The organism is Aeromonas sp. s10 (assembly GCF_040907975.1).
Taxonomy (GTDB): domain Bacteria; phylum Pseudomonadota; class Gammaproteobacteria; order Enterobacterales; family Aeromonadaceae; genus Aeromonas; species Aeromonas caviae.
On the sequence record NZ_JBFOCV010000035.1, the window covers coordinates 65,126 to 90,532 of the forward strand.

Annotated in this window: 26 protein-coding genes; 24 read left to right on the forward strand and 2 right to left on the reverse strand. The window is 62.4% G+C overall.

Annotated features, from left to right (window positions below; translation table 11 throughout):
• Nucleotides 1-12 precede the first annotated feature (12 nt).
• Nucleotides 13-1,014 (forward strand): hypothetical protein, encoded by a 1,002-nt coding sequence (locus tag AB5Y59_RS11655; RefSeq protein ID WP_042015081.1) that lies wholly within the window; start codon nucleotides 13-15, stop codon nucleotides 1,012-1,014.
• A gap of 60 nt (nucleotides 1,015-1,074) precedes the next feature.
• Here AB5Y59_RS11655 and fliB read toward each other — a convergent pair whose 3' ends face one another.
• Nucleotides 1,075-2,238, reverse strand: a complete 1,164-nt coding sequence (gene fliB, locus AB5Y59_RS11660; RefSeq protein WP_368212011.1) for a flagellin lysine-N-methylase — start codon at nucleotides 2,236-2,238, stop codon at nucleotides 1,075-1,077.
• 210 nt (nucleotides 2,239-2,448) lie between these two features.
• Between fliB and lafA (AB5Y59_RS11665) the strand changes: the two genes are divergently transcribed.
• From lafA (AB5Y59_RS11665) to AB5Y59_RS11715, 11 genes are all read left to right on the forward strand, one after another.
• Nucleotides 2,449-3,309 carry a lateral flagellin LafA gene (lafA, locus tag AB5Y59_RS11665; RefSeq protein ID WP_323912326.1) on the forward strand — a complete coding sequence of 287 codons (861 nt, stop codon included), beginning with the start codon at nucleotides 2,449-2,451 and terminating at the stop codon, nucleotides 3,307-3,309.
• A 179-nt stretch (nucleotides 3,310-3,488) separates the two neighbouring features.
• The gene (gene lafA / locus AB5Y59_RS11670) at nucleotides 3,489-4,355 is read left to right on the forward strand and encodes a lateral flagellin LafA (RefSeq protein ID WP_368212013.1); all 867 of its coding nucleotides are present in this window, start codon (nucleotides 3,489-3,491) and stop codon (nucleotides 4,353-4,355) included.
• A gap of 113 nt (nucleotides 4,356-4,468) precedes the next feature.
• Nucleotides 4,469-5,752, forward strand: a complete 1,284-nt coding sequence (gene lafB, locus AB5Y59_RS11675; protein WP_202044632.1) for a lateral flagellar capping protein LafB — start codon at nucleotides 4,469-4,471, stop codon at nucleotides 5,750-5,752.
• A 39-nt stretch (nucleotides 5,753-5,791) separates the two neighbouring features.
• Nucleotides 5,792-6,184, forward strand: a complete 393-nt coding sequence (gene lafC / locus AB5Y59_RS11680; RefSeq protein ID WP_041211804.1) for a lateral flagellar export chaperone LafC — start codon at nucleotides 5,792-5,794, stop codon at nucleotides 6,182-6,184.
• 120 nt (nucleotides 6,185-6,304) lie between these two features.
• On the forward strand, nucleotides 6,305-6,643 hold the full coding sequence (locus AB5Y59_RS11685) for a hypothetical protein (RefSeq protein ID WP_041214009.1): 339 nt from the start codon (nucleotides 6,305-6,307) through the stop codon (nucleotides 6,641-6,643).
• A gap of 11 nt (nucleotides 6,644-6,654) precedes the next feature.
• The gene (locus AB5Y59_RS11690) at nucleotides 6,655-7,683 is read left to right on the forward strand and encodes a flagellar hook-length control protein FliK (protein ID WP_368212015.1); all 1,029 of its coding nucleotides are present in this window, start codon (nucleotides 6,655-6,657) and stop codon (nucleotides 7,681-7,683) included.
• A gap of 39 nt (nucleotides 7,684-7,722) precedes the next feature.
• Complete coding sequence (gene lafF, locus AB5Y59_RS11695; protein ID WP_368212017.1) at nucleotides 7,723-8,181, forward strand: lateral flagellar basal body-associated protein LafF; 459 nt, start codon at nucleotides 7,723-7,725, stop codon at nucleotides 8,179-8,181.
• A gap of 5 nt (nucleotides 8,182-8,186) precedes the next feature.
• On the forward strand, nucleotides 8,187-8,897 hold the full coding sequence (gene lafS / locus AB5Y59_RS11700) for a lateral flagellar system RNA polymerase sigma factor LafS (RefSeq protein ID WP_045522170.1): 711 nt from the start codon (nucleotides 8,187-8,189) through the stop codon (nucleotides 8,895-8,897).
• A 50-nt stretch (nucleotides 8,898-8,947) separates the two neighbouring features.
• A complete protein-coding gene (gene lafT, locus AB5Y59_RS11705; RefSeq protein ID WP_041211799.1) occupies nucleotides 8,948-9,805 on the forward strand; it encodes a lateral flagellar motor stator protein LafT in 858 nt (285 codons plus the stop codon).
• Complete coding sequence (gene lafU, locus AB5Y59_RS11710) at nucleotides 9,805-10,752, forward strand: lateral flagellar motor protein LafU (protein WP_368212018.1); 948 nt, start codon at nucleotides 9,805-9,807, stop codon at nucleotides 10,750-10,752. Before lafT ends, lafU begins: the two co-directional genes overlap by 1 nt.
• Nucleotides 10,739-11,197: a PilZ domain-containing protein gene (locus tag AB5Y59_RS11715; protein WP_042015087.1), complete on the forward strand. Its 459-nt coding sequence runs from the start codon at nucleotides 10,739-10,741 to the stop codon at nucleotides 11,195-11,197. Before lafU ends, AB5Y59_RS11715 begins: the two co-directional genes overlap by 14 nt.
• On the opposite strand, the gene AB5Y59_RS11720 is transcribed toward AB5Y59_RS11715, so the two are convergent.
• Nucleotides 11,133-11,990: a lytic transglycosylase domain-containing protein gene (locus tag AB5Y59_RS11720; RefSeq protein ID WP_045522257.1), complete on the reverse strand. Its 858-nt coding sequence runs from the start codon at nucleotides 11,988-11,990 to the stop codon at nucleotides 11,133-11,135. The genes AB5Y59_RS11715 and AB5Y59_RS11720 overlap by 65 nt on opposite strands.
• 255 nt (nucleotides 11,991-12,245) lie before the next feature.
• Between AB5Y59_RS11720 and AB5Y59_RS11725 the strand changes: the two genes are divergently transcribed.
• The 12 genes from AB5Y59_RS11725 to murC all read left to right on the forward strand — a co-directional run bounded on the left by AB5Y59_RS11725 (nucleotide 12,246) and on the right by murC (nucleotide 25,364).
• Nucleotides 12,246-12,542 (forward strand): hypothetical protein, encoded by a 297-nt coding sequence (locus AB5Y59_RS11725; RefSeq protein ID WP_041211797.1) that lies wholly within the window; start codon nucleotides 12,246-12,248, stop codon nucleotides 12,540-12,542.
• A 238-nt stretch (nucleotides 12,543-12,780) separates the two neighbouring features.
• Nucleotides 12,781-13,239 carry a division/cell wall cluster transcriptional repressor MraZ gene (gene mraZ, locus AB5Y59_RS11730; protein WP_039040489.1) on the forward strand — a complete coding sequence of 153 codons (459 nt, stop codon included), beginning with the start codon at nucleotides 12,781-12,783 and terminating at the stop codon, nucleotides 13,237-13,239.
• Entirely contained in the window at nucleotides 13,240-14,178 is a 939-nt protein-coding gene (rsmH, locus tag AB5Y59_RS11735) for a 16S rRNA (cytosine(1402)-N(4))-methyltransferase RsmH (RefSeq protein WP_042015088.1), read from the forward strand.
• Nucleotides 14,179-14,181: 3 nt separating this feature from the next.
• Complete coding sequence (ftsL, locus tag AB5Y59_RS11740) at nucleotides 14,182-14,496, forward strand: cell division protein FtsL (RefSeq protein ID WP_010675842.1); 315 nt, start codon at nucleotides 14,182-14,184, stop codon at nucleotides 14,494-14,496.
• Nucleotides 14,493-16,259 carry a peptidoglycan glycosyltransferase FtsI gene (locus tag AB5Y59_RS11745; protein ID WP_010675841.1) on the forward strand — a complete coding sequence of 589 codons (1,767 nt, stop codon included), beginning with the start codon at nucleotides 14,493-14,495 and terminating at the stop codon, nucleotides 16,257-16,259. The genes ftsL and AB5Y59_RS11745 overlap by 4 nt, the downstream gene beginning before the upstream one ends.
• Nucleotides 16,260-16,354: 95 nt before the next feature.
• A complete protein-coding gene (murE, locus tag AB5Y59_RS11750; RefSeq protein WP_139737868.1) occupies nucleotides 16,355-17,839 on the forward strand; it encodes a UDP-N-acetylmuramoyl-L-alanyl-D-glutamate--2,6-diaminopimelate ligase in 1,485 nt (494 codons plus the stop codon).
• Entirely contained in the window at nucleotides 17,836-19,191 is a 1,356-nt protein-coding gene (gene murF, locus AB5Y59_RS11755; RefSeq protein ID WP_262000188.1) for a UDP-N-acetylmuramoyl-tripeptide--D-alanyl-D-alanine ligase, read from the forward strand. Before murE ends, murF begins: the two co-directional genes overlap by 4 nt.
• The gene (mraY, locus tag AB5Y59_RS11760; protein ID WP_010675838.1) at nucleotides 19,185-20,267 is read left to right on the forward strand and encodes a phospho-N-acetylmuramoyl-pentapeptide-transferase; all 1,083 of its coding nucleotides are present in this window, start codon (nucleotides 19,185-19,187) and stop codon (nucleotides 20,265-20,267) included. Before murF ends, mraY begins: the two co-directional genes overlap by 7 nt.
• A 3-nt stretch (nucleotides 20,268-20,270) precedes the next feature.
• Entirely contained in the window at nucleotides 20,271-21,554 is a 1,284-nt protein-coding gene (gene murD, locus AB5Y59_RS11765; protein ID WP_043154094.1) for a UDP-N-acetylmuramoyl-L-alanine--D-glutamate ligase, read from the forward strand.
• Nucleotides 21,551-22,735, forward strand: coding sequence for a cell division protein FtsW (gene ftsW, locus AB5Y59_RS11770; protein ID WP_043154095.1), 1,185 nt, complete (start codon nucleotides 21,551-21,553; stop codon nucleotides 22,733-22,735). Before murD ends, ftsW begins: the two co-directional genes overlap by 4 nt.
• Complete coding sequence (murG, locus tag AB5Y59_RS11775; protein ID WP_010675835.1) at nucleotides 22,732-23,799, forward strand: undecaprenyldiphospho-muramoylpentapeptide beta-N-acetylglucosaminyltransferase; 1,068 nt, start codon at nucleotides 22,732-22,734, stop codon at nucleotides 23,797-23,799. The genes ftsW and murG overlap by 4 nt, the downstream gene beginning before the upstream one ends.
• 110 nt (nucleotides 23,800-23,909) lie before the next feature.
• Complete coding sequence (murC, locus tag AB5Y59_RS11780; RefSeq protein ID WP_041211792.1) at nucleotides 23,910-25,364, forward strand: UDP-N-acetylmuramate--L-alanine ligase; 1,455 nt, start codon at nucleotides 23,910-23,912, stop codon at nucleotides 25,362-25,364.
• The last annotated feature ends 43 nt before the right edge of the window (nucleotides 25,365-25,407 follow it).

Below are 25,407 nucleotides of genomic sequence, written 5' to 3' on the forward strand. Positions count from 1 at the left end.
TAAGGAGCCAGGATGCAGATTCAACAAACCCGTCCGGGGAGCGTGGCCGAAACGCCGGCCCAACCCAGGTTGCAAGGTCGTTCGACTGCCCAGGCTACTTCTCCCCAGACTCCTCGCAATGAACGCCAGCCCAATGTCATCCGGCTCGATCGCTGGGCCCTGATCGGCACGGCGCAGCAGCGCATCGCCCATGCCCAGGGGGGCGAGCAGGCCCTGAGCCAGGTGTGGGGCGAGCTGAAGCGCCTGGAGCAGCAGCTCGGCCAGCAGAAGGCGGCGAGCGGGGATCTGGTCTCCCGTCTCAAGGTACTGGAAGAGAAGCTGACCCAGCCGCAGGCGCCACTGACGAGCGAGCTCAGGCCACGCCTGCTGGCGTCGGCCACGGACAGCAGGGTGCACTACAGCGCGGAGCGGCTCGATCTGCTGAGCCCAAGGGCGAGTGCCGAGCGTCTTGTCTTCTCCTTCCCTCAGACCAGCAGCGCCGTCGAGGTGCTGCTGCCCGCTGATGCCAGTGAAGCGGAGGCGGCCGCCCGTCTGGATCGCGCGCTGCGCAAGGAGCATATCCAGGCGCGCCTGAACGAGCTGGGCAAGCTGGAGCTGAGCGTGCCGGATCAGCACAGGCGCAAGCTGGATGAACCCGTGCTGCTGAGCGGTGAGGGCATCCGCATTCCCGCCGGCAACCCGGTACCCGTGCAGTTCAAGCCAAAGGCGGGGCAGTTGACCCAGCTCGGCGAGGGGCTCGACAAGGGGGAGATCAAACAGGAGCAGCAACGGTTGAAGCGACTGCTCGGGGAGATAGAGCAGTCGGTGCGCGAGCTCAAGCAGTTTCGCCAGCGGATGGTGAAGCAGCTCGATCGGGTGAAGTCACGCAGCCAGAACCTGCAGCAGGAGGAGCTGGTCCAGTTGCAGGGCAAGCTCAGCCTCCAGCTCAAGGAAGGGGGCTTCATGGGGACCATGTCCGGTCTGCTTGCCCAGGCCAACGTCTCGCGCCAGAACGTGGTGGCGCTGCTCACCTAGGGTGCCAGGTCCCGTTCACGACAGAAAACCGCCATGCAGCTCGCTGGCGGTTTTCTGTTTTCAGGGCTTGAGCAGGGCGTACAGGGAGATGTCCGACGCGAAGCCGGAGTCATTGAGCCCCTGTTCTATGGTCTTGATAAAGCTCGCATTGTGCTGGCGTATGGTGTGGTAGCTGTAGAAGAGGTTGACCACGTCCTGCTCGTCCAGCTCCTTGTCCATGGCCAGCAGGCAGAGGTAGTTGCGCAGCAGAAAGTAGTCGACTACCAGCAGCTGATAGGCCTGGCACTTGTCGCCCTGCTGCAGCGGGAAGTTGTGGTGATAGACGTAGTAGAGCAGGTAGTTGTCCAGGATCTGGGGATGGCTGGCCAGGAAGGGTGCGACCCTGTCGTGCCAGACCTGCTGCAGGCGTGCAAGCTTGTCCTCGTCGTAGGTTCCCTCCAGTACCCCGTTGATCTTGTCGAGGCAGACCTGCATGGTCTGCCGCCCCCGTCTCCCCTGGGAATAGGCCAGCAACTGGTGGGTCATGGTTCTGAGGCCCCACCACTGCAGTCTGGGCAGGGCGGGCAACTGCTCGAACATGGTGTTGAGCTCCCCGCGTTCGGCCAGTACCGCCACCTGATCGAGGAAGGCCTCGTGGGAGAGTTGCGCAGGATCCCGATGGATCAGCATGCCGACCAGCCATAGCCGAATCGCCACGGGGATATCCGTGGCGGCCAGCACGTGAATGCTCAGGCTGTGCAACGTCGCCATGGCGTTGGAGGGGGGCGGAGCGAAGGGCAGGGGCTGGGTGAGCTCGGTGACCTCGGTCTGCATCGCCAGGGGGTCAAGCAACAACTGGCGGCACACCTGGGGGCAGGAGAGCATCAGGGACCTCTTGAGCTGGTTGCCGATGCGGGTCTGGGCTCTGGGGTAGGTCTTGCAGGTGTGACTCAGGGCATCCGGACCCGCCTTGCTGTGGATCTGGCACAGGCGGTTTTCATCGAGGAAGGGGCAGGCGCCCTGTTCGTCGAGCTTTATCTCCCCCCAGCGCTCGTTGCTCTGCTTCACCTTGATGATGTGCAGCTTGCTCAGGGATTTGACCGTGGGGTCGGGGTGGCGTTCATAGCTGCGGAAGGTCTGCTTGTCGATGCTGATGGCCCAGCTGTGGCAGCAGTTGTCCTCGCAGCGATCGCCGATGCACTGGAAATGTTGAACGAAATGCGGTGTGTAGAGCGAAGCAGCCATGTCGCCATCCGGTAGTGAGAGAGGACGTTTTAAAAGCAATAAGCATGCCGGATGGGAGAGGCGGCGAGCACCCGGGATACCGGAATGCCCGGGAGGGGGCCAGAAGAAAAATATGCGGAGGGAAGATTACATTTCTGCGCGAAAGGGGTCGTCTCTATCTGATGTCAACCTAACGGGCTGCTGTGCAGCGTTTAACTCGAGGAATACATCATGGGCTTGTCCATCCATACCAACTTCGCCTCCCTGACCACCCAGAACCAGCTGAACAACACCAACAAGATGCTGGGCACCGCCATGCAGCGCCTGGGTACCGGTCTTCGCATCAACTCCGCCGCCGACGACGCGGCCGGTCTGCAGATGGCTACCCGCCTGCAAGCCCAGTCCAACGGCCAGAAAGTCGGTATGCGCAACGCCCAGGATGCCATCTCCATGATGCAGACCGCCGAAGGCGCCATGGACGAGATGACCAACATCGTTCAACGCATGAAGGATCTGGCGACCCAGGGTGCCAACGGCACTACCAGCGCTGATGACTATACCGCCCTGAACGCCGAGTTCGGCGAACTGACCAAGGAGCTGGGTAATATTGTTAATAACACCAGCTTTGGTGGCCAGAAGTTGTTGAAAGGCGGGTCGTTCGAGGCTGCCGCTGGTGTGACTTTCCAGATTGGTGGCTCTAGCACTGAAACATTGAAGGTTGATGTAGCTACCGCGATGAAGGACCTTACTGGCACTACAGCAACTAGCGGTATTGCGGACGCTGATATTGTCGCGGGTATTGGTGATCAAACCAAAGCCAGTGACGCGATTACCGCCACAAGCAACCTGCTTGATCAAATTGGTGCTGTTCGTTCTTCCTTCGGTGCCAACATCAACCGTTTGGAGCACACCGTCAACAACCTCTCCAACATGAAAGAGAACACCGACATGGCGAACGGTCGCATCATGGATGCCGACTTCGCCCAGGAGAGCACCAACATGACCAAGAACCAGATGCTGATGCAGGCTGGCATGTCCGTGCTGTCCAACTCCAACCAGATGACCGGCATGGTGACTTCCCTGCTGCGTTGATCCTGGTGGCACCCATCCCCCTGGTGGGTGCCTTTTTCCCGTTTCCCCTCCCAGCTCCTCCCGCGCCCTCTTTTTTCATCATATTTTTCACCCGCAGCTCAAGTCTTGCTTCGCACCTGTCGCTTCTCTCCTTCGTACGGTTATCCGCTGCGGTAGCAGCCTTCTTCGAGGAATAGATCATGGGTTTGTCCATTCATACCAACTTCGCTTCTCTGACCACTCAGAACCAGCTGAACAACACCAACAAGATGCTGGGCACCGCCATGCAGCGCCTGGGTACCGGTCTTCGCATCAACTCCGCCGCCGATGATGCCGCCGGTCTGCAGATGGCCACCCGCCTGCAAGCCCAGTCCAACGGCCAGAAGGTCGGCATGCGCAACGCCCAGGACGCCGTCTCCATGATGCAGACCGCCGAAGGTGCCATGGACGAGATGACCAACATCGTTCAGCGCATGAAAGACCTGGCCACCCAGGGCGCCAACGGCACTGCGAGCGCGGAAGACCGTCTGGCCATGGGCACCGAAATGAAGGAACTGACCGCCGAGCTGAAGAACATCAGCGATAACACCCGTTTCGGTGGTGAGGCTCTGATCGGCGCTGGTGGCAAGTTCGAAGCCGGTACTGTGACTTTCCAGATCGGTGGTACTGCCGCCGAGAAGCTGGACGTCAAGGCCGACACCAACGTCAAGGCCGTCAACACCGCTATCACCACGGCGACCACCGACTTGGCCACGGCCGATGTGGCGGCCACCGCCCTGGCCTCTACTGACTTCAATGCGCAGATCACCAAGATGGAAGATGCCCTGGATGCCATCGGTACCGCCCGTTCCCAGTTCGGTGCCAACATTAACCGTCTGGAGCACACCGTCAACAACCTCTCCAACATGAAAGAGAACACCGACATGGCGAACGGCCGCATCATGGATGCCGACTTCGCCCAGGAGAGCACCAACATGACCAAGAACCAGATGTTGATGCAGGCTGGCATGTCCGTGCTGTCCAACTCCAACCAGATGACCGGCATGGTGACTTCCCTGCTGCGTTGATGGTTTGCCGGGCCGCCCCGATAGGGGCGGCTCTTGTTTGACAACCGCTTGCCGGTTGGAAAGGGCCGAGCCGGTCTTTTCCAACGGGCATGCCACCGAATAAGGGGATAAAGATGCAAATAGATCCGGCCAGCACGGCGATGCAACTGGTGGCCGTCGAGCGCCAGAACATGGACAAGCTGCTGAAGAAGCAGCTGGACAGCGTCAAGGCGCAGCAGAGCGCCATCAGCAGCCTCACCACCAAGCTGTCGAGTTTCCAGACCCTGCTCAAGGATCTGAACAAGGCGAGCAGCCTGCAGGCTCAGAAGGCCACCCTGTCCCAGGAAGGACTCATGACGGTGACGAGCAACGGCAAGGCCAGCTCGGGTCAGTACAGCTTCTTCGTGGAGCAGCTTGCCCAGTCCCATCAGGTCGGCTTGCAGCTTGACAGTGACACGGCACCGCTGCCGGCAGACGGCGTCTTCTCCCTGACCGTCAAGGGCAAGACCCTGGACATCGACCTGGCCTCCCTCCCGGCAGGCGCCACCGTCAAGGATCTGGTCTCCCAGATCAACAATGCCAAGGACAACCCGGGTGTGAAGGCGACCCTGGTACGTACCGACGGCAAGGTCAGCATGGTATTGACCAGCAAGGAGAGCGGTGTGGAGAACGCCATCACCCTGGGGTACAGCGGGGATGGCGCCAATGCCCTCGGGGTGGCGATGGCCGGCAAGACGGACATCACCCAGGCGCAGGACGCCAAGCTGCGCATGGGGGGGGACAACCCTCTCACCATCACCTCTGCCAGCAACAAGATAGAGAACGTGGTGGATGGCCTGACGTTCCAGCTGACCAAGGCGCAAAAGGCGGATGACGCTCCGCTGCTGGTCACGGTGGATCAGGACAAGGAGGCGGTTACCGGCTCCCTCAAGAAGTTTGTCGACAGTTACAACGAGCTGGTGGACGAGCTGGCCAAGATGACCTCCAGCGATCCCAAGGCACCGGGAGCCCTCTCCTCCGACAGCGGGGTTCGCAGCCTCAAGAGCGTGATTGCCCGCAGCGTGCGGGAGCTGCCCGATGATCTGACCCTGGGGAGCCTGGGGATCAAGACCGACAAGGCGGGCAAGCTCTCCTTCAACGAGACCGACTTCAACAAGGCGCTGGAGAAGGATCCCGAGCTGCTCGGCAAGGCACTCATGGGCGATGACGGTCTGCTCAAGCGGATGAGTAATGCCCTGGACCCCTATACCAAGCGGGACGGTGCACTCAAGGGGCGCAAGACAGGTCTTGAAGCGAACGAGAAGCGGGTGAATGAGCGGATGGAGGCGCTGGATCGGCGCATGGATTCCGCGTATAAGCGCTACCTCAATCAGTTCACCACCATGAACCAGATGTTGCAGACCATGGGCGGCTTGTGAGACGGATAGCCCGTAACACTTTGAATAAGCGAGTTTTTTATGTTTGAACCCCAAGAAGGCTATGACGCCTACCAGTTCGCCGCCACCCAGGCCAAGGCAGCGAGCGCCGATCCGCACCAGCTGGTGCTGATGTTGATGGATGGCCTGCTGGACGAAATAGCCAGGGCCGAGGGCCACATTCTGGCCAGGCAGTACGAGCGCAAGGGGCAGTCCATCAACAAGTGTCTGCAGATCCTGGGAGGGCTCGACAGTGCCCTCGATATGGACAAGGGCGGGGAGCTGGCCAGCAACCTGCACCGTCTCTACGACTACTGCGGCCAGCGGCTGTTCGAGATCAGTGTGGCCAACGATGTCGCGGGCTTTGCAGAGGTGCGTCGCATCCTGCTGGAGCTGAAAGAGGGTTGGGAAGCGATGGCCCGCCATCCCCGTTGATGCGGAAATCCACCTTCCTCATGGGGCAAAGGTTGGAGCTAACGTATTGAAATATGATGTATATATATTTGGCCTGCTCCTTGCTTGCCCGCAAGGTCGTCCTATTTTGAGGCCATCATCATGTCCATGACAGGAGCCGTGCCCCCCGGTGCGGAACGCGAGACCCGTCAGCGCCAGCTCCTGGGGCTCGGGCGTCTTATCTTGCAGCAGGCCCGCGCCGGACAGTGGGATGCGGTGCGGCTGGCGGATCAGCGTCTGGCCCAGCTGGTGGCGCATCTGAACAGCCAGCCTGCATTGTGGCAATCCCTGATGCCGGCCCGGGATCAGGTGCGTCACTGGCATCGGGAAGCCTTCGCGCTCTGTGAGCAGGAAACGGCGCTGCGCAAGCAGGAGTGGGACAGCCTCTCCCGCAAGCGGGAAGGATTGCAGGCCTACGACGAGGCGCAGACATGGGCATGATCCCTCTCCCCGTGGCAGAGACACTGCCCGCTTCCCCATCCGGTGGTTTTACCCGCCTCTCCCGCCAGCCTGACGGGCAGGGGGAAGAGTACCAGCCTCTGGATCTTCCGCAGGAGGCGATGCTTCCTCCGTCCACCGCCCCTTCCGCCCCCGTCGACGAGACGGAGCAGGAGGAGAGCGTCGAAGTGGCTGCGGATGTCGCCGAGCAACTCGCCGCCTTCAACCAGATGCCACCACCTTTTGTCCGACAGGAGGAGGGACGCCTTCCTCCAGTCCGTTTGTCATCGAGTGCCGGCCTTGCCCCCGTCGGTGAGATGCAACCCGCCTCCTCGCCTGTGCTGCGCGCCCTCAGCGGGTTCGAGCGAATGGAAGGGGAACGGATGCCGGTGCCGCCGGTTTCCGTTGGCAAGGAGAGCCTCCCTCAACCCGCCGGGGAGCTGGCCATGCGAATGCTCCAGCCGACCCCCCAGGGCGAGCGGCCGACGACCCGGAGTGCGGCAGTGGTGGTGCCTCTTCCCGGGGAGCCCGCCCCGGAGCGGGAGGCCAGCGTCACCGAATTCAAGGTAATGGGGGGGTTGCCGCCCGCGCTCTCTGCCGCCAGGCCTGCGGAATACCAGTGGGCGCCGGCGCGTCTTGCCGCAAGCGAGGCCCAGTGGGGCCAGCAACTGGTCGATGTGCTCAAAGACAGGGTCGAGCTGCAGGTGAACCATAGCATCAAGCAGGCCCATATCCGCCTCGATCCCCCCGAGCTGGGTCGCGTCGAACTGACCGTGAGGATGGAAGGGGATCGGCTCAACGTGCAGCTCAACGTGACCAACCCGGCGGTGCGTGAAGCCCTGATCCAGTCGATGGAGCGGCTTCGCATGAGTTTGGCTCCCCATCATGCCGGTGGTGTCGAGGTGAACGTGGGCCAGGGGGGAGAGCAGGAGCGGGGGGATCGCTGGCAGCAGGAGAAGATCCTGGCAGGTCGACGACAGTGGCAGGAAGAACAGGACGCATCGGGTAGTGCTGGCCAGGATTGGCTCAACACCCTGGTGTGACATTTCAAGATCTGGCAATAGCGAGAGTGATTTCAAATTATGCGGCGTGTCATGAAGTGGTTGATGGTGATAATGATGGCGCTGTGCCTGCTGGCGGGGCTGGCCTATGGCGCTTATCTCAAGCGGGATATGGTTGCCGTCTGGCTGGGCCTGGCAGAGGCCAAGCCCGAGCTGAGCAAGACGCCGCTGTTCAAACCGATGGAGCGTTTCGTCATCAGCCTGGAGGGGGACAGAGAGCCCCACTATCTGGTGCTGGAGCTGGCGCTGGTCACCCACCATCCCCAGCAACTGGAAACGCTCAACGAGCTGACCCCCCTGATCCGCAATGCCATGGTGCAATATTTCAGCCATCGCTCCCATGAGGCGGTGAAGCAGGAGCTGCAGAACATCTCGGCCCTTCAGACCTCTCTGCTCGGCAAACTGGTGGGAACCCTGGAGGGGTATGGCTACAAGCCCTATCTGGATGAAGTGCTGGTCACCAAGGTCCTGGTGCAGTAGCGAACATGATGGACGCTGGTTGGGATACTCCCTGCGAACTGACCGCCTCCGCTCCCCGCACCGGTGAGCAGGTGATCCTGAGCCGTTATCTGCCTCTGGTGAAGCGGGCAGCCACTCACCTGCGCAGTCAGGTGAGCGCCAGCTTCGATCAGGAGGACATGGAGCAGGTCGGCATGATGGGGCTGCTGGAAGCCTGGCGTCGCTATGGGGGTGAACCGGATGCCCAGTTCGAGAGCTATGCCTTCAAGCGGGTGCGGGGAGCCATGCTGGACGAGCTGCGGCGCCTCGACTGGCGCCCCCGTCAGCTGCGCCAGCAGGTGCACGGTCACAACCAGGTACAGCGGGAGCTGTTCAACCGTCTGGGGCGCAACCCGACCGAGCAGGAGCTGGCACAGGCGCTTTCCTGCACCGTTGAGGAGGTGCGCCAGCTCGCCTATGCGAGCCAGGCCGAGGCGTTGCAGAGTCTGGAGGAGTGGCTGGAGAACGGAGGCAGGGCGCCCGCATCCGAGTCTGACGATCAGGATCTGGCCATGACCCTTGGCAAGGTGCTCGGCACCCTGGACAAGCGTGAACAGCTGCTGCTTTCCCTCTATTACCAGCAGGAATTGAACATGAAGGAGATTGCACTGGTGCTCGGGTTGACCGAGTCGCGGGTGTGCCAGCTCCACAAGCAGTGCGTCCTTCAGCTCAAGCAGCGATTGGTCGACTCCATATAGTTATGCCTCTCCCCGCGGGGGGAGTCTTGTTGATTTCTGCGGGAGCATCCATGCAAAAACAGATTGGTCTTGGTGTCATTTTCGTGTGTGTGATCGGCGGCTTCATGATGGCCGGGGGGCGCCCCATCGCCCTGTGGCAGCCTGCCGAACTCATCATCATCATAGGGGCGGCGGTCGGTTCCATGTTCCTTGGCAATTCCAAGGAGGTGATGCATGAAATGTGGCGCCAGATGAAGCTTTGCTTCAAGTCCAACAAGGACGAGAAGGAGATCTATCGCGAACTGCTGACCCTGATGCACCAACTGCTGGAAGAGACCCGCAACAAGGGGATGAAGGCGCTGGACGAGCACGTGGAGAATCCGCAGCAGAGCTCCGTCTTCCTCATGTATCCCCAGGTATCGGAAGATCCGCAACTGCTGGGCTTCATCATTGACAACCTGCGTCTGCTGGGCATGGGCAAGATCACGCCTCATGAGCTCGACACCATACTGGAGCAGGAGATCATGGCCATCGAGGAGGACATGCTCAAGCCCGCCCATGCGCTGCACAAGACCGGGGAGGCCTGCCCCGGCTTCGGGATCCTGGCGGCGGTGATGGGGATCATCATCACCATGCAGCAGCTCGACGGCCCCTTGAGCAATATCGGCGTGCACGTGGCAGCCGCCCTGGTGGGCACCTTCATCGGTATCTTCCTCTGTTATTGCCTGCTGGAGCCCATCAGCAATGCGATGGAAGAGATGGTCAAGCGCCGTATCGGCATGCTGATGTGCATCAAGTCGATCCTGATCGCCCAGCTGAGGGGCAAGACGCCGCTGCTCTCCGTCGATTCCGGCCGCAAGATGCTGGAGCCTGACGTGAAACCCAGCTTCCTCGAACTGGAAGACTGGGTGACCAACAGGGCCATGTGATGCGCAACCACGAGCAGATCGTCATCAAGCGCCAGCAGCGGCGCAGCAGCGCTCCCAAGGGGGGCGGTGCATGGAAGGTGGCCTTCGCCGACTTCACCCTGGCCATGATGGCCTTCTTCATGGTGCTCTGGATCCTGGCCGTCTCCAGCCAGGAGGAGCGTGATTTGGTGGCCAGCCGTCTACGCGACTACAGCATCATGGACAGCGAGGCCAACCCCTTCGATATCCGCAACAGTCCCTATCCGGTGGATCTTGGCGGCAACCCCTCGGTACTGGAGGAGTTGAGTCCCCAGTTCGTGGAGGAGGGGCAGCGTATGCCCAGACACATGGAGCGTGACCGCAGCATCTTTACCGATGGCGCCAAGGGAGGCTATGAGAGCCTGCTGGCGGGCAAGATTGAGGGAGAGAAGCAGATGGCGCAGTTGGCCGGTTTCATCGGGTCCATGGCGGATCAGATGCAGGCCAGAAACAACCTGGAGCTGCAACTGGTGCCCCAGGGTCTGCGGATCCTGATCCGCGACGATGACGAGCGCGAGATGTACAGCCGTGGCAGCGCCCGCATCAGCCCCTATTTCCGCCATCTGCTGATGGCACTGGCTCCTGTCTTTCAGCGAGTGGAGAACCGGGTCATGATCTCGGGCCACACCGACAGCACCCCCTTTGCCGGTGACAACTACAGCAACTGGGAGCTCTCCTCCGATCGCGCCATGATGGCGAGGCGTGTCCTGCTTGCTGGCGGCATGCCCCCCGAGCGGGTGGGTCAGGTGGTCGCCATGTCGGATACCATGCTGGACAACACCGCCGATCCCAAAGGCAGCCAGAACCGCCGCATCGAGTTGCTGGTGATGACGACCCAGGCGGAAAAGAGCCTGGAGCAGCTGTTCAGTGCCCAAACCCAAGCCGCCACCCGGACAGCCAAGGATGCCGTTGCCCATGGAAACCCCTGACGCCGATCTGCCCCCCGTGACACCGTTCAAGGATCCCAGGCGCAAACTGCCGCGCTGGTATCTCCATGACGGGACCACGCCCCTGGAATCCCAGAGTTGCGGCATCGCGGCCCGGCTCATGGTCTCCGGCCTGCTGTTCGACAAGCGCATCGGACGGGCGGTGATCAAGGATATCGGACCGGGTGGGGTCGGTTTCCTCGCCCCCGCCCGTTTTACCTTGCCCGATAACGTCAGCCTGTCGTTGTCACCGCGGATCGTGCTGGCGTGTCATATCACCCATCGCAGGGCCATAGGACAGTACCTCAGCTTCTACGGCGCGCGATGGGTCGATCCTGACTCGGTGGATCTCGCGCCTGTTCTGAGCCACTGGCGCCACTGTTTCATGGCGCCAGCAGAGGGCGAGCCTGCTCCAATCCCAGTGGATCCGGCAACCGCTCAAGAGTGAGGCCTCCCCGCCCCATGTCCAGTCCCCGTGCAGGCAGCAACAGCAGGGGATCGTGCAGGCTTTCCAGGGACACGGCCCGCACCAGCTGCGGGCGTGTCTCTTGATGGCGCGGGGCAGGAGGGGCCTTGCCTCCGCCATAAACGATGGGGCAGTCACTCACCTCCCGGGGATCGGGCAATCGCCAGGCGGGATTCCACCGGCTTGCCTCGTTCATGGCAACCCCCCGTTCCATGGCCCACTCCAGCAATGAGCAGCCCCCCGGCTGCCGCCATACCCGGATATTTTCTCCCGCCTGCCAGGGCGGCAGGACAAACCCGTGCTGCGCCGCTCTGTCCAGCAATTGGGAGAGCGCGAGGAAGCGCGCCACATAGAGGCGCGTTTCGGTAGGCAATTGCAACTCCCACACATTGCGTGTCCCGCCGTTGAGCACCGCCTTCAGTACTCTTCCCTCTCCCGCGTTGTAGGCAGCCAGTGCCAGCAACCAGTCCTGCCCGAAGAATTGATGCAGCCAGCCGAGGTAGGAGAGCGCCGCCTCCGTCGCCAATGGCAGGGAGTAGCGGCCATCGAAGCCGTTTGTCATGGGGACGGAGAAGCGGGCTGCGGTATCCGGCATCAGCTGCCAGGGCCCGGCGGCGCCCGCCGAGGAGATCACGTCAAGCCGGTAGCTGCTCTCGATCAGGGGCAGCAGAGCCAGCATGGGTGGGAGTTTTCGCGTCTGAACCTGCTCCGTGACCCAGCGGATCATGGGCTGGGACTCGGCGAGCCTCGTCTGCAGGTGGCTGCGCTGGCGCAGCAGAAAGCGGGTCTGCTCGTTGACCAGCTCGGCACCCGGGCCGACAACGGGGGTAGGAAAACCCGCCTGCCAGTGATAATGATCATAGGAGTAACAAACGGCACTGCTCAGTAGCGAGAGCCCGGGGAGAAGGCGCAGGGATATTTTGGCAACAGCGGACAGAGCCTGGCGGGAAAATGATAAAAACACGATGTATCTCAACAGTTTTTGACAATATCTGTCGACTGTTCATGTGGTATCCAGGACGTGATAAGCATGATAACACGAGTAAAAAAGACCCCAAAGGCGGGCAGGGCGATTCAGAAATTTCTGCTTTATCTGATCCTCGTTAATTTTGGTTTGATGTGGCTCTATATCATGTATGCCGACGAGCTGACATTGGGCGCCAATCTACTGCTGACTTTTCTTCTCATCGTCTATAACCTGCTGCTCTGCCAGCTGGTGGTGCTGCGAGCCCGTCGGGTAGGGGATGGCTATATCATCTATCCCGTGGTGGGCGTCAGCATTATCCTGTGCGCCGTCGTGCTGTTCCGTTTCATCATTTCCCCGTGAAATCGATTAATTACGAGGCGCACTTCGCCGGGATGATTTAATTCCCCCATGAATAACTTGTGGAAAATCAATTCATTTAATCGGTAGTCCCATCACGCTGCGTCAATATGTTCCCCATGCCCGAGATCCTTGCTTGAAAAGCCCCCTGCTCGTCCTTAAACTTCATGGTGGAGAAAAGTGGATCAAAGTGGTTTTATTGGGCATCTAGCCCCCATAACTCACCTTCGGGGACTGCAATTTGTTGCGTGGCGCTCACGCCATCAGCCTGGACAGCAAGGGGCGGTTGGCGATTCCGACCAAATTTCGTGATTGGCTGCGCGACGAATGCGACGGCCAGCTGGTCTGCACCATCGACATCGCCCATCCCTGTCTGCTGCTTTATCCCCTGAATGAATGGGAAGAGGTGGAGCGCAAGCTGAAGACCCTTTCCAGCACCAACCCGGCGGAGCGCCGCCTGCAGCGTCTGCTGCTCGGCCACGCGGCCGAATGCGAACTGGATGGCAACGGCCGTCTGCTGCTCAGCCAGCCGCTGCGCAGCCATGCCGGGCTGGACAAGAAAGTCATGCTGGTGGGCCAGCTCAACAAATTCGAGCTGTGGGATGAAGCCCGCTGGCAACAACAGATCAACGACGACATCCTGGGCCTGCCCGAGGACGACTGGGCAAGTTCACCACGACTACAGGATTTTTCTTTATAAATGACCCAAGCCGCTGAACACATCACAGTGCTGTTGCACGAAGCCGTCGAAGGGCTGGCCATCAAGCCGGACGGTATCTACGTCGACGGTACCTTTGGCCGGGGTGGTCACTCTCGTCTCATTCTCCAGCATCTGGGCCCGAACGGCCGTCTGATCGCCATCGACCGGGATCCCCAGGCCATTGCCGAGGCGGCCAAGATCCAGGATCCCCGTTTCGAGATCGTGCACGGTCCCTTCTCCGGCATCACCCGTTATCTGACCGAGCGCGGCCTGCTGGGCAAGGTCGATGGCTTCCTGCTGGATCTCGGTGTCTCCTCCCCCCAGCTTGACGATGCCGAACGTGGCTTCAGCTTCATGAAGGACGGCCCGCTCGACATGAGGATGGATCCCACCTCCGGTCAGAGCGCCGCCGAGTGGCTGGCCCGTGCCGATGTGGACGACATCGCCTGGGTGCTGAAAACCTTCGGTGAGGAGCGCTTCGCCAAGAAGATTGCTCGCGCCATCGTACACGATCGGGTGACCGAGCCCTATGTGCGCACCCGCCAACTGGCGGAGATGATTGCCCGGGTCAACCCGAGCAAGGAGAAGGGCAAGCACGCGGCGACCCGCAGCTTCCAGGCCATCCGCATCTATATCAACAGCGAGCTGGACGAGATCGAAACCGCCCTCAACGGCGCGCTGGACGTGCTGGCTCCTCACGGCCGTCTCTCCGTCATCAGCTTCCACTCTCTGGAAGATCGGCTGGTGAAACATTTCATTCGCAAGCACGAGAAAGGTCCTGAAGTACCCCACGGCATCCCCCTGACTGAAGCCCAGCTTGCCGGTGGTCGCAAGCTGAAGTCGATCGGCAAGGCGCTCAAGCCTTCCGACCACGAGGTCAATGAAAACACCCGGTCCCGCAGTTCGGTGCTGCGGGTCGCAGAGCGTCTTGCGGAGTAAACGATGAGCGATGTGCGCGTTCACCTCGCCAGGGAGATCGTTGCGGATCTCTGGCGCCACAAGTTGCAGGTCCTGTTGACCGTCGCCGTGCTGGTCACCGCCTTTGCGGTGATCCTGGTGACCAACATGACCCGGGGTCTGACGGCCAAGCAGAACGATCTGATGGCGGAGGAGGACAGGCTCAACATCGAGTGGCGCCACCTCTTGCTGGAACAGGGCACACTGGCTGAGCACTCCCGGGTGGCGAGTCTGGCCATGGACAAGTTGCAGATGGCTCGTCCCCTGGTGACCACTGAAAAGGTAATTACACAACCATGACACGCAAGGCCGCCACCAAGGCTCCGGCAAAGGACAAAGCCAAGGCGAAAGCACCCTCACTCTACCCGTGGCGCTTTCGTACCCTGGTTTTCTTCATCGGCATCGCGTTTGCGGGGCTGATCCTGCGGCTGGCCTGGATCCAGGTGATCGATCCTGACAGACTGCGCCAGGAGGGGGACATGCGCTCCCTGCGCACCACCTCCACCCAGGCGGTGCGCGGCATGATCACGGACCGCAATGGCGAACAGTTGGCGGTATCCGTACCGGTCGAAGCGGTCTGGGCTGATCCCAAGACGGTGCATGAGTCCGGTGCCATCCACAACGAGCGTGCCTGGCTGGCACTCTCCGCCGTGCTCAAGCTCGACATCAACACCCTCAAGCATCGCATCGCCAACCCGAGCAAGCGCTTCGTCTATCTGCAGCGGCAGGTGACGCCTGCGGTGGCCGAGTACATCAAGGGGTTGAAGCTGGGGGGCATCTATCTGCGCCCCGAGGCGCGCCGTTTCTACCCGACCGGCGAGATAAGCTCCCACCTGGTGGGGGTGACCAACATCGATGGCAGCGGCATCGAGGGGATTGAGCGCAGCTACAACGAGTGGCTGACCGCAACCCCTGGCGAGATGCGAGTGCGCAAGGACAGGCAGGGCCGCGTCATCGAGCGCCTGGGCCTGGTGAAAGAGGGCAAGCACGCCAACGATCTGCAACTGAGCATCGATCAGCGGGTGCAGGCGCTGGCCTATCGCGCCCTCAAACGGGCTACCGACGAGAACAAGGCCACCTCCGGCTCCATGGTGATGTTGGATGTGAAGACCGGCGAGGTGCTCGCCATGGTCAACACCCCCTCCTACAACCCGAACAACCGCGGCCAATACCAGAGTTTCCGGGTGCGAAACCGGGTGGTGACCGATACCTATGAGCCGGGTTCCACGGTCAAGCCATTGATTTTGCTTAGTGCCTTGCAAGCCGGTGTCACCAGCTGGAAGGACTTCATCCCGGGCGGCCCCCTCTTCATCGGGGCCAAGCAGATCCGTGACGTGAGTATCCACAAGGCGACCAACCTGTACGACATCCTGCGTTACTCCTCCAACATCGGCATGTCGCGCATCGCGCTGCGGATGCCGGCCCAGGAGATGATCAACACCCTGAGCATGGTGGGCTTCGGCATGGACACCGGCAGCGGCCTGATGGGGGAGAGCAGCGGCATGCTGCCCCAGCGTCGCCGCTGGTCCGACATCGAGCGAGCCACCCTGTCGTTCGGTTATGGTCTGCGAGTGACCCCGCTGCAGCTGGCCTCCGCCTACGCCACCCTGGCCAACAAGGGCAAGCGGGTACCGCTCTCCATCATCAAGGTGACCAAGCCGCCCAAGGGTGAGCAGGTCATCGATCACAACAACGCCGCTGCCATGTTGCAGGCGCTGGAGTACGTGGTCAGCAATGCCATTCCCAAGGCCCAGATCCCCGGTTATCGGGTCGGTGGCAAGAGTGGTACCGCCAAGGTGGCCGTGGCTGGGGGCTATGGCAAGGACTACATGGCCTGGTTTGCCGGTTTCGCGCCGGCCAGCAATCCCCGTTTCGTCATGGTGGTGGTGATCAACGAGCCTAAGGGGGATGCCTACTACGGCGGTGCCGTGGCGACCCCGCCCTTTGCGGAGGCCATGGGAGGCGTGTTGCAGCTCTTCAACATCCGTCCCGATGCGATCCCGCCCGAGGTACCCGCCAAGCTTGCCCGCACGGAGGCCAACAATGGCGCACCGCGTACTTGACGGGCATCCGGCTTTTTCCATCGGCCCCGCTGCTGTCGGGGCGTTTTCCATGGCGTGTACGAGCGCCCGCATTCCCGCATTTTCGGAGGCTTCCCATGCCGCCCCGCACACTTGATCAACTGATGAGCCGCTTCGGCATCGATGCCCCGGCGCTTTCCCTCACCGATCTCCAGCTCGACAGCCGGCGGGTCGGTCCCGGCTCGCTCTTCGTGGCGATTCGTGGCCATCAGGTGGATGGCAGGCGCTTCATCGAACAGGCGGTGGCTCAGGGAGCGACCGCCGTGCTGTTTGAGGAGGACGGAGAATTCGTCCCTCCGGCGACCCAGATCCCCTGCATCGGCATGAGGGATCTTCCCGCTCGTCTCTCCGAGCTGGCCGGTCATTTCTACGGTCACCCTGCGCAAAAGCTGCAACTGGTGGGCATCACGGGCACCAACGGCAAAAGCACCACGGCCCTGCTGGTGGCCAACTGGCGCACCCTGCTGGGGGGCAAGGCCGGGGTCATGGGCACCATAGGCAACGGTCTGTTCGGCGAGCTCATCGAAGCAGAGAACACCACGGGCAGCGCGGTCCAGGTGCAGGCCAATCTGGCCGCCTTGCAGCAGCAGGGGGCCGATCTGGTGGCGATGGAGGTCTCCAGCCACGGTCTGGTGCAGCATCGCGTGGCGGCCCTGCCGTTTGCCGCGGCAGTCTTCACCAACCTGAGCCGGGATCATCTGGACTATCACGGCACCATGGAGGCCTATGCCGCCGCCAAGGAGGAGCTGCTGAAGCTGGTGGATGAGCCTTGCGCCGTCATCAACGCCGATGATCATCTGGGACGGCAATGGCTGGCGACCTATCCCGGTGCGGTGGCCTTCGGGGTTCATGGTCCGATTGAAAACCATGCTGGACGACAACTGACGGCGCAGGATCCCTATTTCCACCAACAAGGTTTTGATACGCGCATTAACTCCAGCTGGGGGAATGGTGTATTATCCGCCCCCTTGCTCGGCCGCTTCAACGTCAGCAACGTGCTGGGCGCCATGGGCGCCATGCTGGTGCTCGGCTACGACTTCGATGACCTGCTGGCGACGGCCCCCAGACTGCAACCGGTGACCGGTCGCATGGAGTGCTTCGGCGGTGGCGATGCGCCGCTCGCCGTGGTCGATTACGCCCACACCCCGGATGCGCTGGAGAAGGCATTGCAGGCCCTGCGGGTGCACTGTCACGGCCGGCTCTGGTGCTTGGTGGGATGCGGCGGCGACAGGGATCGCGGCAAGCGTCCCATGATGGCTGCCATGGCGGAGCAGCATGCGGACTGCGTGATCCTGACCGACGACAATCCCCGTACCGAGGAGCCGGCCCGGATCATGGCCGACATGGTGGCGGGTCTTCGCGATCCCGGCGCCGTGCAGATCGAACACGACAGGACCAAGGCAATCCAGTTGGCACTGAGCCAAGCGAGCAAAGAGGACATCATCCTGGTGGCCGGCAAAGGCCACGAGGATTATCAGATCATTGGAACCGACAAGCGGCACTACAGCGATCGGGAAACCGTCGCAGCCGCCTTGCACACATTAATGGAGTCATTCAAATGATGACCCTCAGGCTTGCCGACCTGGCGCAGGTGCTCGATGCCCGTCTGATCGGGGGCGACCATGAGATCACGGCGGTCAGCACCGACACCCGTACCCTGGGCGCGGGGGCGCTGTTCGTAGCCCTGCGCGGCGAGCGTTTCGACGCCCACGATTTCTGCGACCAGGCGGTTGCCGCCGGCGCCAGTGCCCTGCTGGTAGAGCGCGAATTGCCGCTGGCCATTCCACAACTGGTGGTGGCCGACACCCTCAAGGGGCTTGGGCGTCTGGGCAGGCTGGTGCGCGAGCGCATCAATCCGAAAGTGCTCGCCATCACAGGCAGCTGTGGCAAAACCACGGTGAAGGAGATGGCGACGGCCATCCTGCGCTGTGAAGGGGAGGTGCTGGCCACCGCCGGCAACTTCAACAACGAGGTGGGGGTGCCGCTGACCCTGCTGCGCCTCGAGCCGCAACACCAGTTCGCGGTGATGGAGCTGGGAGCCAACCACCCGGGCGAGATCGCCTGGACCACGTCGCTCGCCAGACCCGACGCCGCCATCATCAACAACGTCGCTGCCGCGCACCTGGAAGGCTTTGGCTCCCTGGAAGGGGTGTTCCATGCCAAGAGCGAAATCTTCGAAGGGTTAGGCGAGGGCGGCACTGCCATCGTCAATGCCGACAACGAGTTCTGGCCGAAGTGGCGTGAAAAGGGCATCCAGTGCGCCTTCTCCCTCCAGGATCAGCGTCAGCCGTTCCACGCCCGCGACATCGTGCTCAACGAGCAGGGTTGTGCCGGGTTCGTGATGGTGACGCCCCAGGGAGAGGTGAACCTGACTCTGGCCATTCCGGGTCGCCACAACGTGGCCAACGCCCTGGCTGCTGCCGCCGGGACCCTGGCCCTGGGCGCATCGCTTGCGTCCGTCAAGGCGGGGCTGGAGCAGATGGCGCCGGTCAAGGGCCGTTTCTGCGTGCAACGCTGGGGTGGCCTCACCCTGGTGGATGACACCTACAACGCCAGCGTGGAGTCCGTGCTGGCGGGTATCGATGCCCTGAACGCCATGAACGGCTACAAGGTGCTGGTATTCGGTGACATGAAAGAGTTGGGTGAGGAGTCCGCCGCGCAGCATGCCCGGGTCGGATACCACGCCCGTGAGCAGGGCCTCGATGCCGTGCTGACCGTAGGGGAACAGAGTCGCCACACCGCAGATGCCGCGGCTGGCCGACATTTCGATAACAAGGCGTCGTTGTTTGAAGTGCTTGCGCAAATGATAAAGACACATCAGGAAATTTCGATTCTGGTCAAGGGCGCCCGTGGCTCCCGCATGGAAGATATCGTCGAGATGGTCAAGGGCCATCAGGAGTCAGCCACATGCTAGTCTGGCTGGCGGAACTGCTCACCCCGCACTTCACCTTCTTCAACGTCTTCTCCTACCTGACGTTTCGCGCCATCCTGTCGATCATCACAGGTCTGGTGGTGGCGCTCTGGATGGGGCCGCGTCTCATCCGTCGCCTGCAGATCATGAAGTTCGGCCAGGTGATCCGCAACGACGGTCCCGAGTCCCACCTCAGCAAGAAGGGCACCCCGACCATGGGCGGCCTGATGATCATTGCTGCGATTTTCACGTCTGTGCTGCTCTGGTGCCGCCTCGACAACCCCTATGTCTGGCTAGTGCTGTTCGTGCTGGGGGCCTATGGCGCCATCGGTTTTGCCGATGACTATCTCAAGGTGGTGCGCAAGAACACCGACGGCCTCATCGCCCGCTGGAAGTACTTCTGGCAGTCCGCGGTCGCGCTGGGTGTAGCGGTCTTCCTCTACGCCACGGCCACCCACGATGGTCAGACCCAGCTGGTGGTCCCCTTCCTCAAGGATGTGATGCCCCAGCTCGGCCTGATGTTCATCCTGCTGACCTACTTCGTCATCGTCGGTACCTCCAACGCGGTCAACCTGACCGATGGCCTGGATGGCCTCGCCATCATGCCCACCGTGATGGTGGCGGGGGGCTTCGCCCTGATCGCCTGGGCGACCGGCAACGTCAACTTCGCGAACTACCTGCACATTCCCTACGTGCCCTACACCTCCGAGCTGGTGATCGTCTGTACCGCCATCGTGGGCGCGGGCCTGGGTTTCCTCTGGTTCAATACCTACCCGGCCCAGGTCTTCATGGGGGACGTGGGTTCCCTGGCCCTGGGCGGCGCGCTCGGTACCATCGCCGTGCTGGTGCGCCAGGAGTTCCTGCTGGTAATCATGGGGGGCGTCTTCGTGATGGAGACCGTCTCGGTGATCCTGCAGGTCGGATCCTACAAACTGCGCGGCGTGCGGATCTTCCGCATGGCCCCCATCCATCACCACTATGAGAAGAAGGGCTGGCCGGAGCCGCGCGTCATCGTGCGCTTCTGGATCATCACCCTCATGCTGGTGCTGCTTGGCCTCGCCACCCTGAAGGTGAGGTAAGCCATGGTCATCATCATCGGACTCGGCAAAACCGGACTCTCCTGCGTCGATTACTTCCTCGACCGCGGCGTCACGCCGCTGGTGATGGACACCCGTGCCAATCCGCCGGGCAAGGACGAGCTTCCCCCCGAGGTGGAGCTCATCCACGGGTTGGACGCTGAGCGGCTCAAGCAGGCGCACATGATAGTGGCGAGCCCGGGCATCGCCCTGGCGACTCCGGAGTTGAAGGCCGCCGCCGAGTTCGGGGTGCGCATCGTCGGTGACATCGAACTGTTCGTGCGTGAAACCCAGACGCCCGTCATCGCCATCACCGGCTCCAACGGCAAGAGCACGGTCACCACGCTAGTGGGTGAGATGATCGCCGAGGCGGGACTCAAGGTCGGTGTGGGGGGCAATATCGGCACCCCGGCGCTGTCACTCCTCAAGCAGCCCATGGATCTCTGCGTGCTGGAGCTCTCCAGCTTCCAGCTCGAGACCACCTACAGCCTGCGGGCCGCCGCCTCCGTGGTCTTGAACCTCAGTGAAGATCATATGGATCGCTATGCCGGCATGGCGGATTACCGCGCCGCCAAGATGGAGATCCATCAGCACTCCCAGCACATCCTGATCAATCGCGACGATCCCCAGACCCTGCCCGATGTGGGTCAGGTTTGGCAGAGTTTCGGCCTCGACTGCAACGGCTACGGTCGCTGCGAGCTGGAGGGCCGTCACTGGCTGACTTTGCACGGCGAGCCGCTCCTGGCGGTGGACGAGATGAAGATAGTGGGTGCCCACAACCAGGCCAATGCTCTGGCGGCCATGGCCCTGTGCGATGCGGTGGGCATTCCCCGCGAGGCACAACTTGCCGTGCTGCGCCGCTTTGAAGGCCTGCCTCACCGTGCCCGCTTCGTGCGGGAGGTAAATGGGGTGCGCTGGATCAACGACTCCAAGGCCACCAACGTGGGGGCGACCCTGGCCGCCGTGGCCGGGGTGCGTGAAGCGGTCAAAGGCCGCCTGCTGCTGCTGGCCGGTGGCCAGGGCAAGGGGCAGGACTTCGGCCCGGTGCAGGCGCTGCTCGGCAGCCAGATCGATCACATGTACTGCTTTGGTCAGGATGCCGAGGTGCTGCTGGCCCTGGGCGAACAGACCGAGCGGGTTGCCGATCTTGACGCTGCTGTCGCCAAGGCGGCGACCGATGCCAGGCCCGGTGACTGGGTGCTGCTGGCACCGGCCTGCGCGAGCCTGGACCAGTTCAAATCCTTCGAAGCGCGCGGCGATCGCTTCACCGAACTGGTGCTGGCACTATGAACGCCCTTCGCGCCGTCGCAGGATTCTTGCAGCGCTGGTTGCTACCGGCGCGCCCCGCCGGTCTCTACGATCGGCAGCTGGTGGTACTGGCCCTCGCCCTGATGGGCGTCGGGCTGGTGATAGTGGCGTCCGCTTCCATTCCTGAGGGGATCGCCATCAACAACGATCCCTTCATGTTCGTGAAGCGCCACGGCATGTTCCTGGTGATGGCGCTGGGTATCTCCTGGTTCGTGTTGCAGGTGCCCATGGCACGCTGGCAGCACTACAACGGCCCCATGTTGTTGCTGGCCATCGTGCTGCTGGTGATGGTGCTGCTGGTGGGGCGCAGCGTCAACGGCTCGGTACGCTGGCTGCCGCTGGGCCCCTTCAACCTGCAGCCGGCCGAGTTCGGCAAGCTGGCGCTGTTCGTCTATCTGGCGGGTTATCTGGTGCGCCGTCAAAGCGAGGTGCGCGAGCGCTTCATCGGTTTCATGAAACCCATGGCGGTGCTGTTCGTGGTGGCCATCCTGCTGCTGGCCCAGCCGGATCTCGGGTCAGTGGTGGTGATGTTCGTCACCTCCCTCGGGATGCTGTTCCTGGCCGGAGCCCGGCTGGTGCAGTTCATCGGTCTCATCCTGGTGGGGGTGAGCGCCGTAGTGACCCTGATCATCGCGGAGCCCTACCGGATGCGGCGGGTGACCTCCTTCCTCGACCCCTGGGCCGATCCCTTTGGCAGCGGCTATCAGCTGACCCAGTCCCTGATGGCCTTTGGTCGGGGGAGCTGGTTTGGCGAGGGGCTCGGCAACTCCATCCAGAAGATGGAGTACCTGCCGGAAGCCCACACCGACTTCGTGTTTGCCATTCTGGGCGAAGAGCTGGGCTACGTGGGGGTGCTTGGCGCACTCTTCCTGATTTTTGCGCTGGCGGTGAAGGCGCTCAAGCTGGGTCACCAGGCGCTGGTGGCCGAGCGGCTCTATGAAGGTTATCTGGCCATCGGCATCGGCATCTGGTTCAGCTTCCAGACTTTCGTCAACGTCGGTGCCGCCAGCGGCATGATGCCTACCAAGGGGCTGACCCTGCCGCTGGTCAGTTATGGCGGCTCCAGTCTCATCATCATGATGGTGGCGGTGAGCATGTTGATTCGTATCGATTTCGAGTTGCGCCAGGCAAGTGCCCAGGCGCGCGTGCGGGAGGTTGCGTGAGCAAGACGTTACTGGTGATGGCGGGTGGTACCGGGGGGCATGTGTTCCCCGGCCTGGCCGTCGCCGATCGCCTCAAGGCCCAGGGCTGGACCATCCACTGGCTCGGTACTGCCGACCGGATGGAGGCGGAGCTGGTGCCTGCCCATGGTTATCCCATCTCCTTCATCGACATCCAGGGGGTGCGTGGCAACGGCATCAAGCGTCTGCTCGCGGCGCCCTACCGTGTCATCAAATCCGTGCTGCAGGCCCGCCAGGTGCTCAAGACCATCCAGCCCGATGTGGTGCTGGGCATGGGGGGCTTCGCCTCCGGCCCGGGTGGCGTGGCCGCCTGGCTGTCCGGCATTCCGCTGCTGCTGCACGAGCAGAATGCCGCCGCCGGCCTGACCAACAAGCTGCTGGCCCGTATCGCCAGGCGGGTACTGATGGCCTTCCCCGGTGCCTTCGCCCCCAATGCCCGTACCGCCGTGGTGGGCAACCCGGTGCGCCCCGAGGTGGTAGCGCTGCCGGATCCCCAACTGCGCAGCAGCAGCGATCCTCTGCGCCTGCTTGTGGTCGGTGGCAGCCTGGGGGCCCGGGTCCTCAACGAGCAGGTGCCTCCTGCGGTTGCAGCTGCCGGTGTGCCCATCGAGGTGCGTCACCAGTGCGGCAAGGGCAACGGGGAGGCCGTGGCTGCCTCCTATGCCGGGCTGGGGGTCGAGGCCGAGGTGAGTGAATTTATCAAGGACATGGCGGATGCCTATGCCTGGGCGGACCTGGTAGTGTGCCGCGCCGGCGCATTGACCGTCTCCGAAGTGGCCGCCGCCGGTGTGGCCGCCATCTTCGTGCCCCTGCCCCATGCGGTGGACGATCACCAGACCCGCAACGCCCTGACCCTGGTCGACGGCGGTGCGGCCGAGTTCCTGCCCCAGTCCGAGCTGACGCCGGCGGCGCTGGCGTCGCGCCTCTCCTGGCTCGCCGGGCGCAGGGAAACTCTGTTGAACATGGCCCAGGCCGCGCGCCGGGTCGCCATCATCGATGCTGCCGAACGGGTTGCCGATGAGTGCAAACGGCTCGCCACCGGCTGAGCCAAACGAGATGGAAGGCCAAAATGTGCCGCCAAGGCCCCGCTTCTGTCTTCGAACTGATGAATGTCGCCGAATGAAAATGGCCTGTGGCCGCGAATTGAGAAAGAACTATGACCAAGGTTGAACTGGCAAAACTGCGTACCGTTATCCCCGAAATGCGCCGCGTGCGTCGCATCCACTTCATCGGCATCGGTGGCGCCGGTATGGGCGGTATTGCGGAAGTGCTTGCCAATGAAGGGTATCAGGTGACCGGCTCGGATCTGGCCCGCAACGGGGTGACCGAACGCCTGGCCTCTTTGGGCGCACACATTTTTGTCGGTCACAGTGCCGAGCATGTGGACGGTGCCAGCGTGGTGGTGGTTTCCACCGCCATCAAGCAGGACAACCCCGAGCTGCTGGCTGCCCGCGAGCTACGTATTCCCGTGGTGCGCCGCGCCGAAATGCTGGCTGAGCTGATGCGCTTCCGTCACGGCATCGCCATCGCCGGGACCCACGGCAAGACCACCACCACCAGTCTGGTGGCGAGCATCTATGCCGAGGCGGATCGCGACCCCACCTTCGTCATTGGCGGTCTGCTCAACAGCGCTGGCACCAATGCCCGCCTGGGCAGCAGCCGTTATCTGATTGCCGAGGCGGACGAGAGCGACGCCTCCTTCCTGCATCTGCAACCCATGGTCTCCATCGTGACCAATATCGAAGCGGATCACATGGACACCTATGGTGGCGATTTCTCCAGGTTGAAGGCCACCTTCATCGATTTCCTGCACAACCTGCCGTTCTACGGCCTGGCCGTGGTGTGCGTGGATGACCCCGTGATCCGCGGCATGCTGCCGGAGATCGCCCGTCCTACCCTCACCTACGGTCTGAGCGATGATGCCGATGTGCAGGTGCTGGACTTCGTGCAGACCAGCAATCGCAGCCGCTTCCGGGTGCGCCGTGCAGGGGCGGGTGAGCTGGAGGTGACTCTCAACCTGCCCGGTATCCACAACGCCCTCAACGCCGCCGCCGCCATCGCGGTGGCAACCGAAGACGGCATCGGCGACGAGGCCATCATCCAGGCACTTTCCAAGTTTGAAGGGGTAGGGCGCCGCTTCCAGCAATATGGCGAGTTTGAAACCGGCCGTGGCAAGGCCATGCTGGTGGACGATTACGGTCATCACCCGAGCGAAGTGAAGGTGACCATCAACGCCGCTCGCGCCGGCTGGCCCGAGAAGCGGCTGGTGATGGTGTTCCAGCCGCACCGCTACAGCCGGACCCGGGATCTCTACGAAGATTTCGCGGACGTGCTTTCCAAGGTGGACGTGCTGGTGATGCTGGAGGTCTATGCCGCCGGTGAGGAGCCCATTCCCGGTGCCGATGGTCGTGCCCTGTGCCGTTCCATCCGCTCCCGCGGCACCCTGGAGCCCATCTTTGTCGCAACGCCGGACGATGTGCCCGCGGTGCTGGCCGACCTGATTGGCGAGGGGGATCTGGTATTGACCCAGGGGGCGGGGAACGTCGGTGCGCTGGCCCGTCGTCTCGGCGAGATGAAATTGAGCGTGGATAGCATGAAATCCGGTGCCTGAGGGCCCAATGAGTATTTTGACCGCCAAGCCGAGGCCTATATAA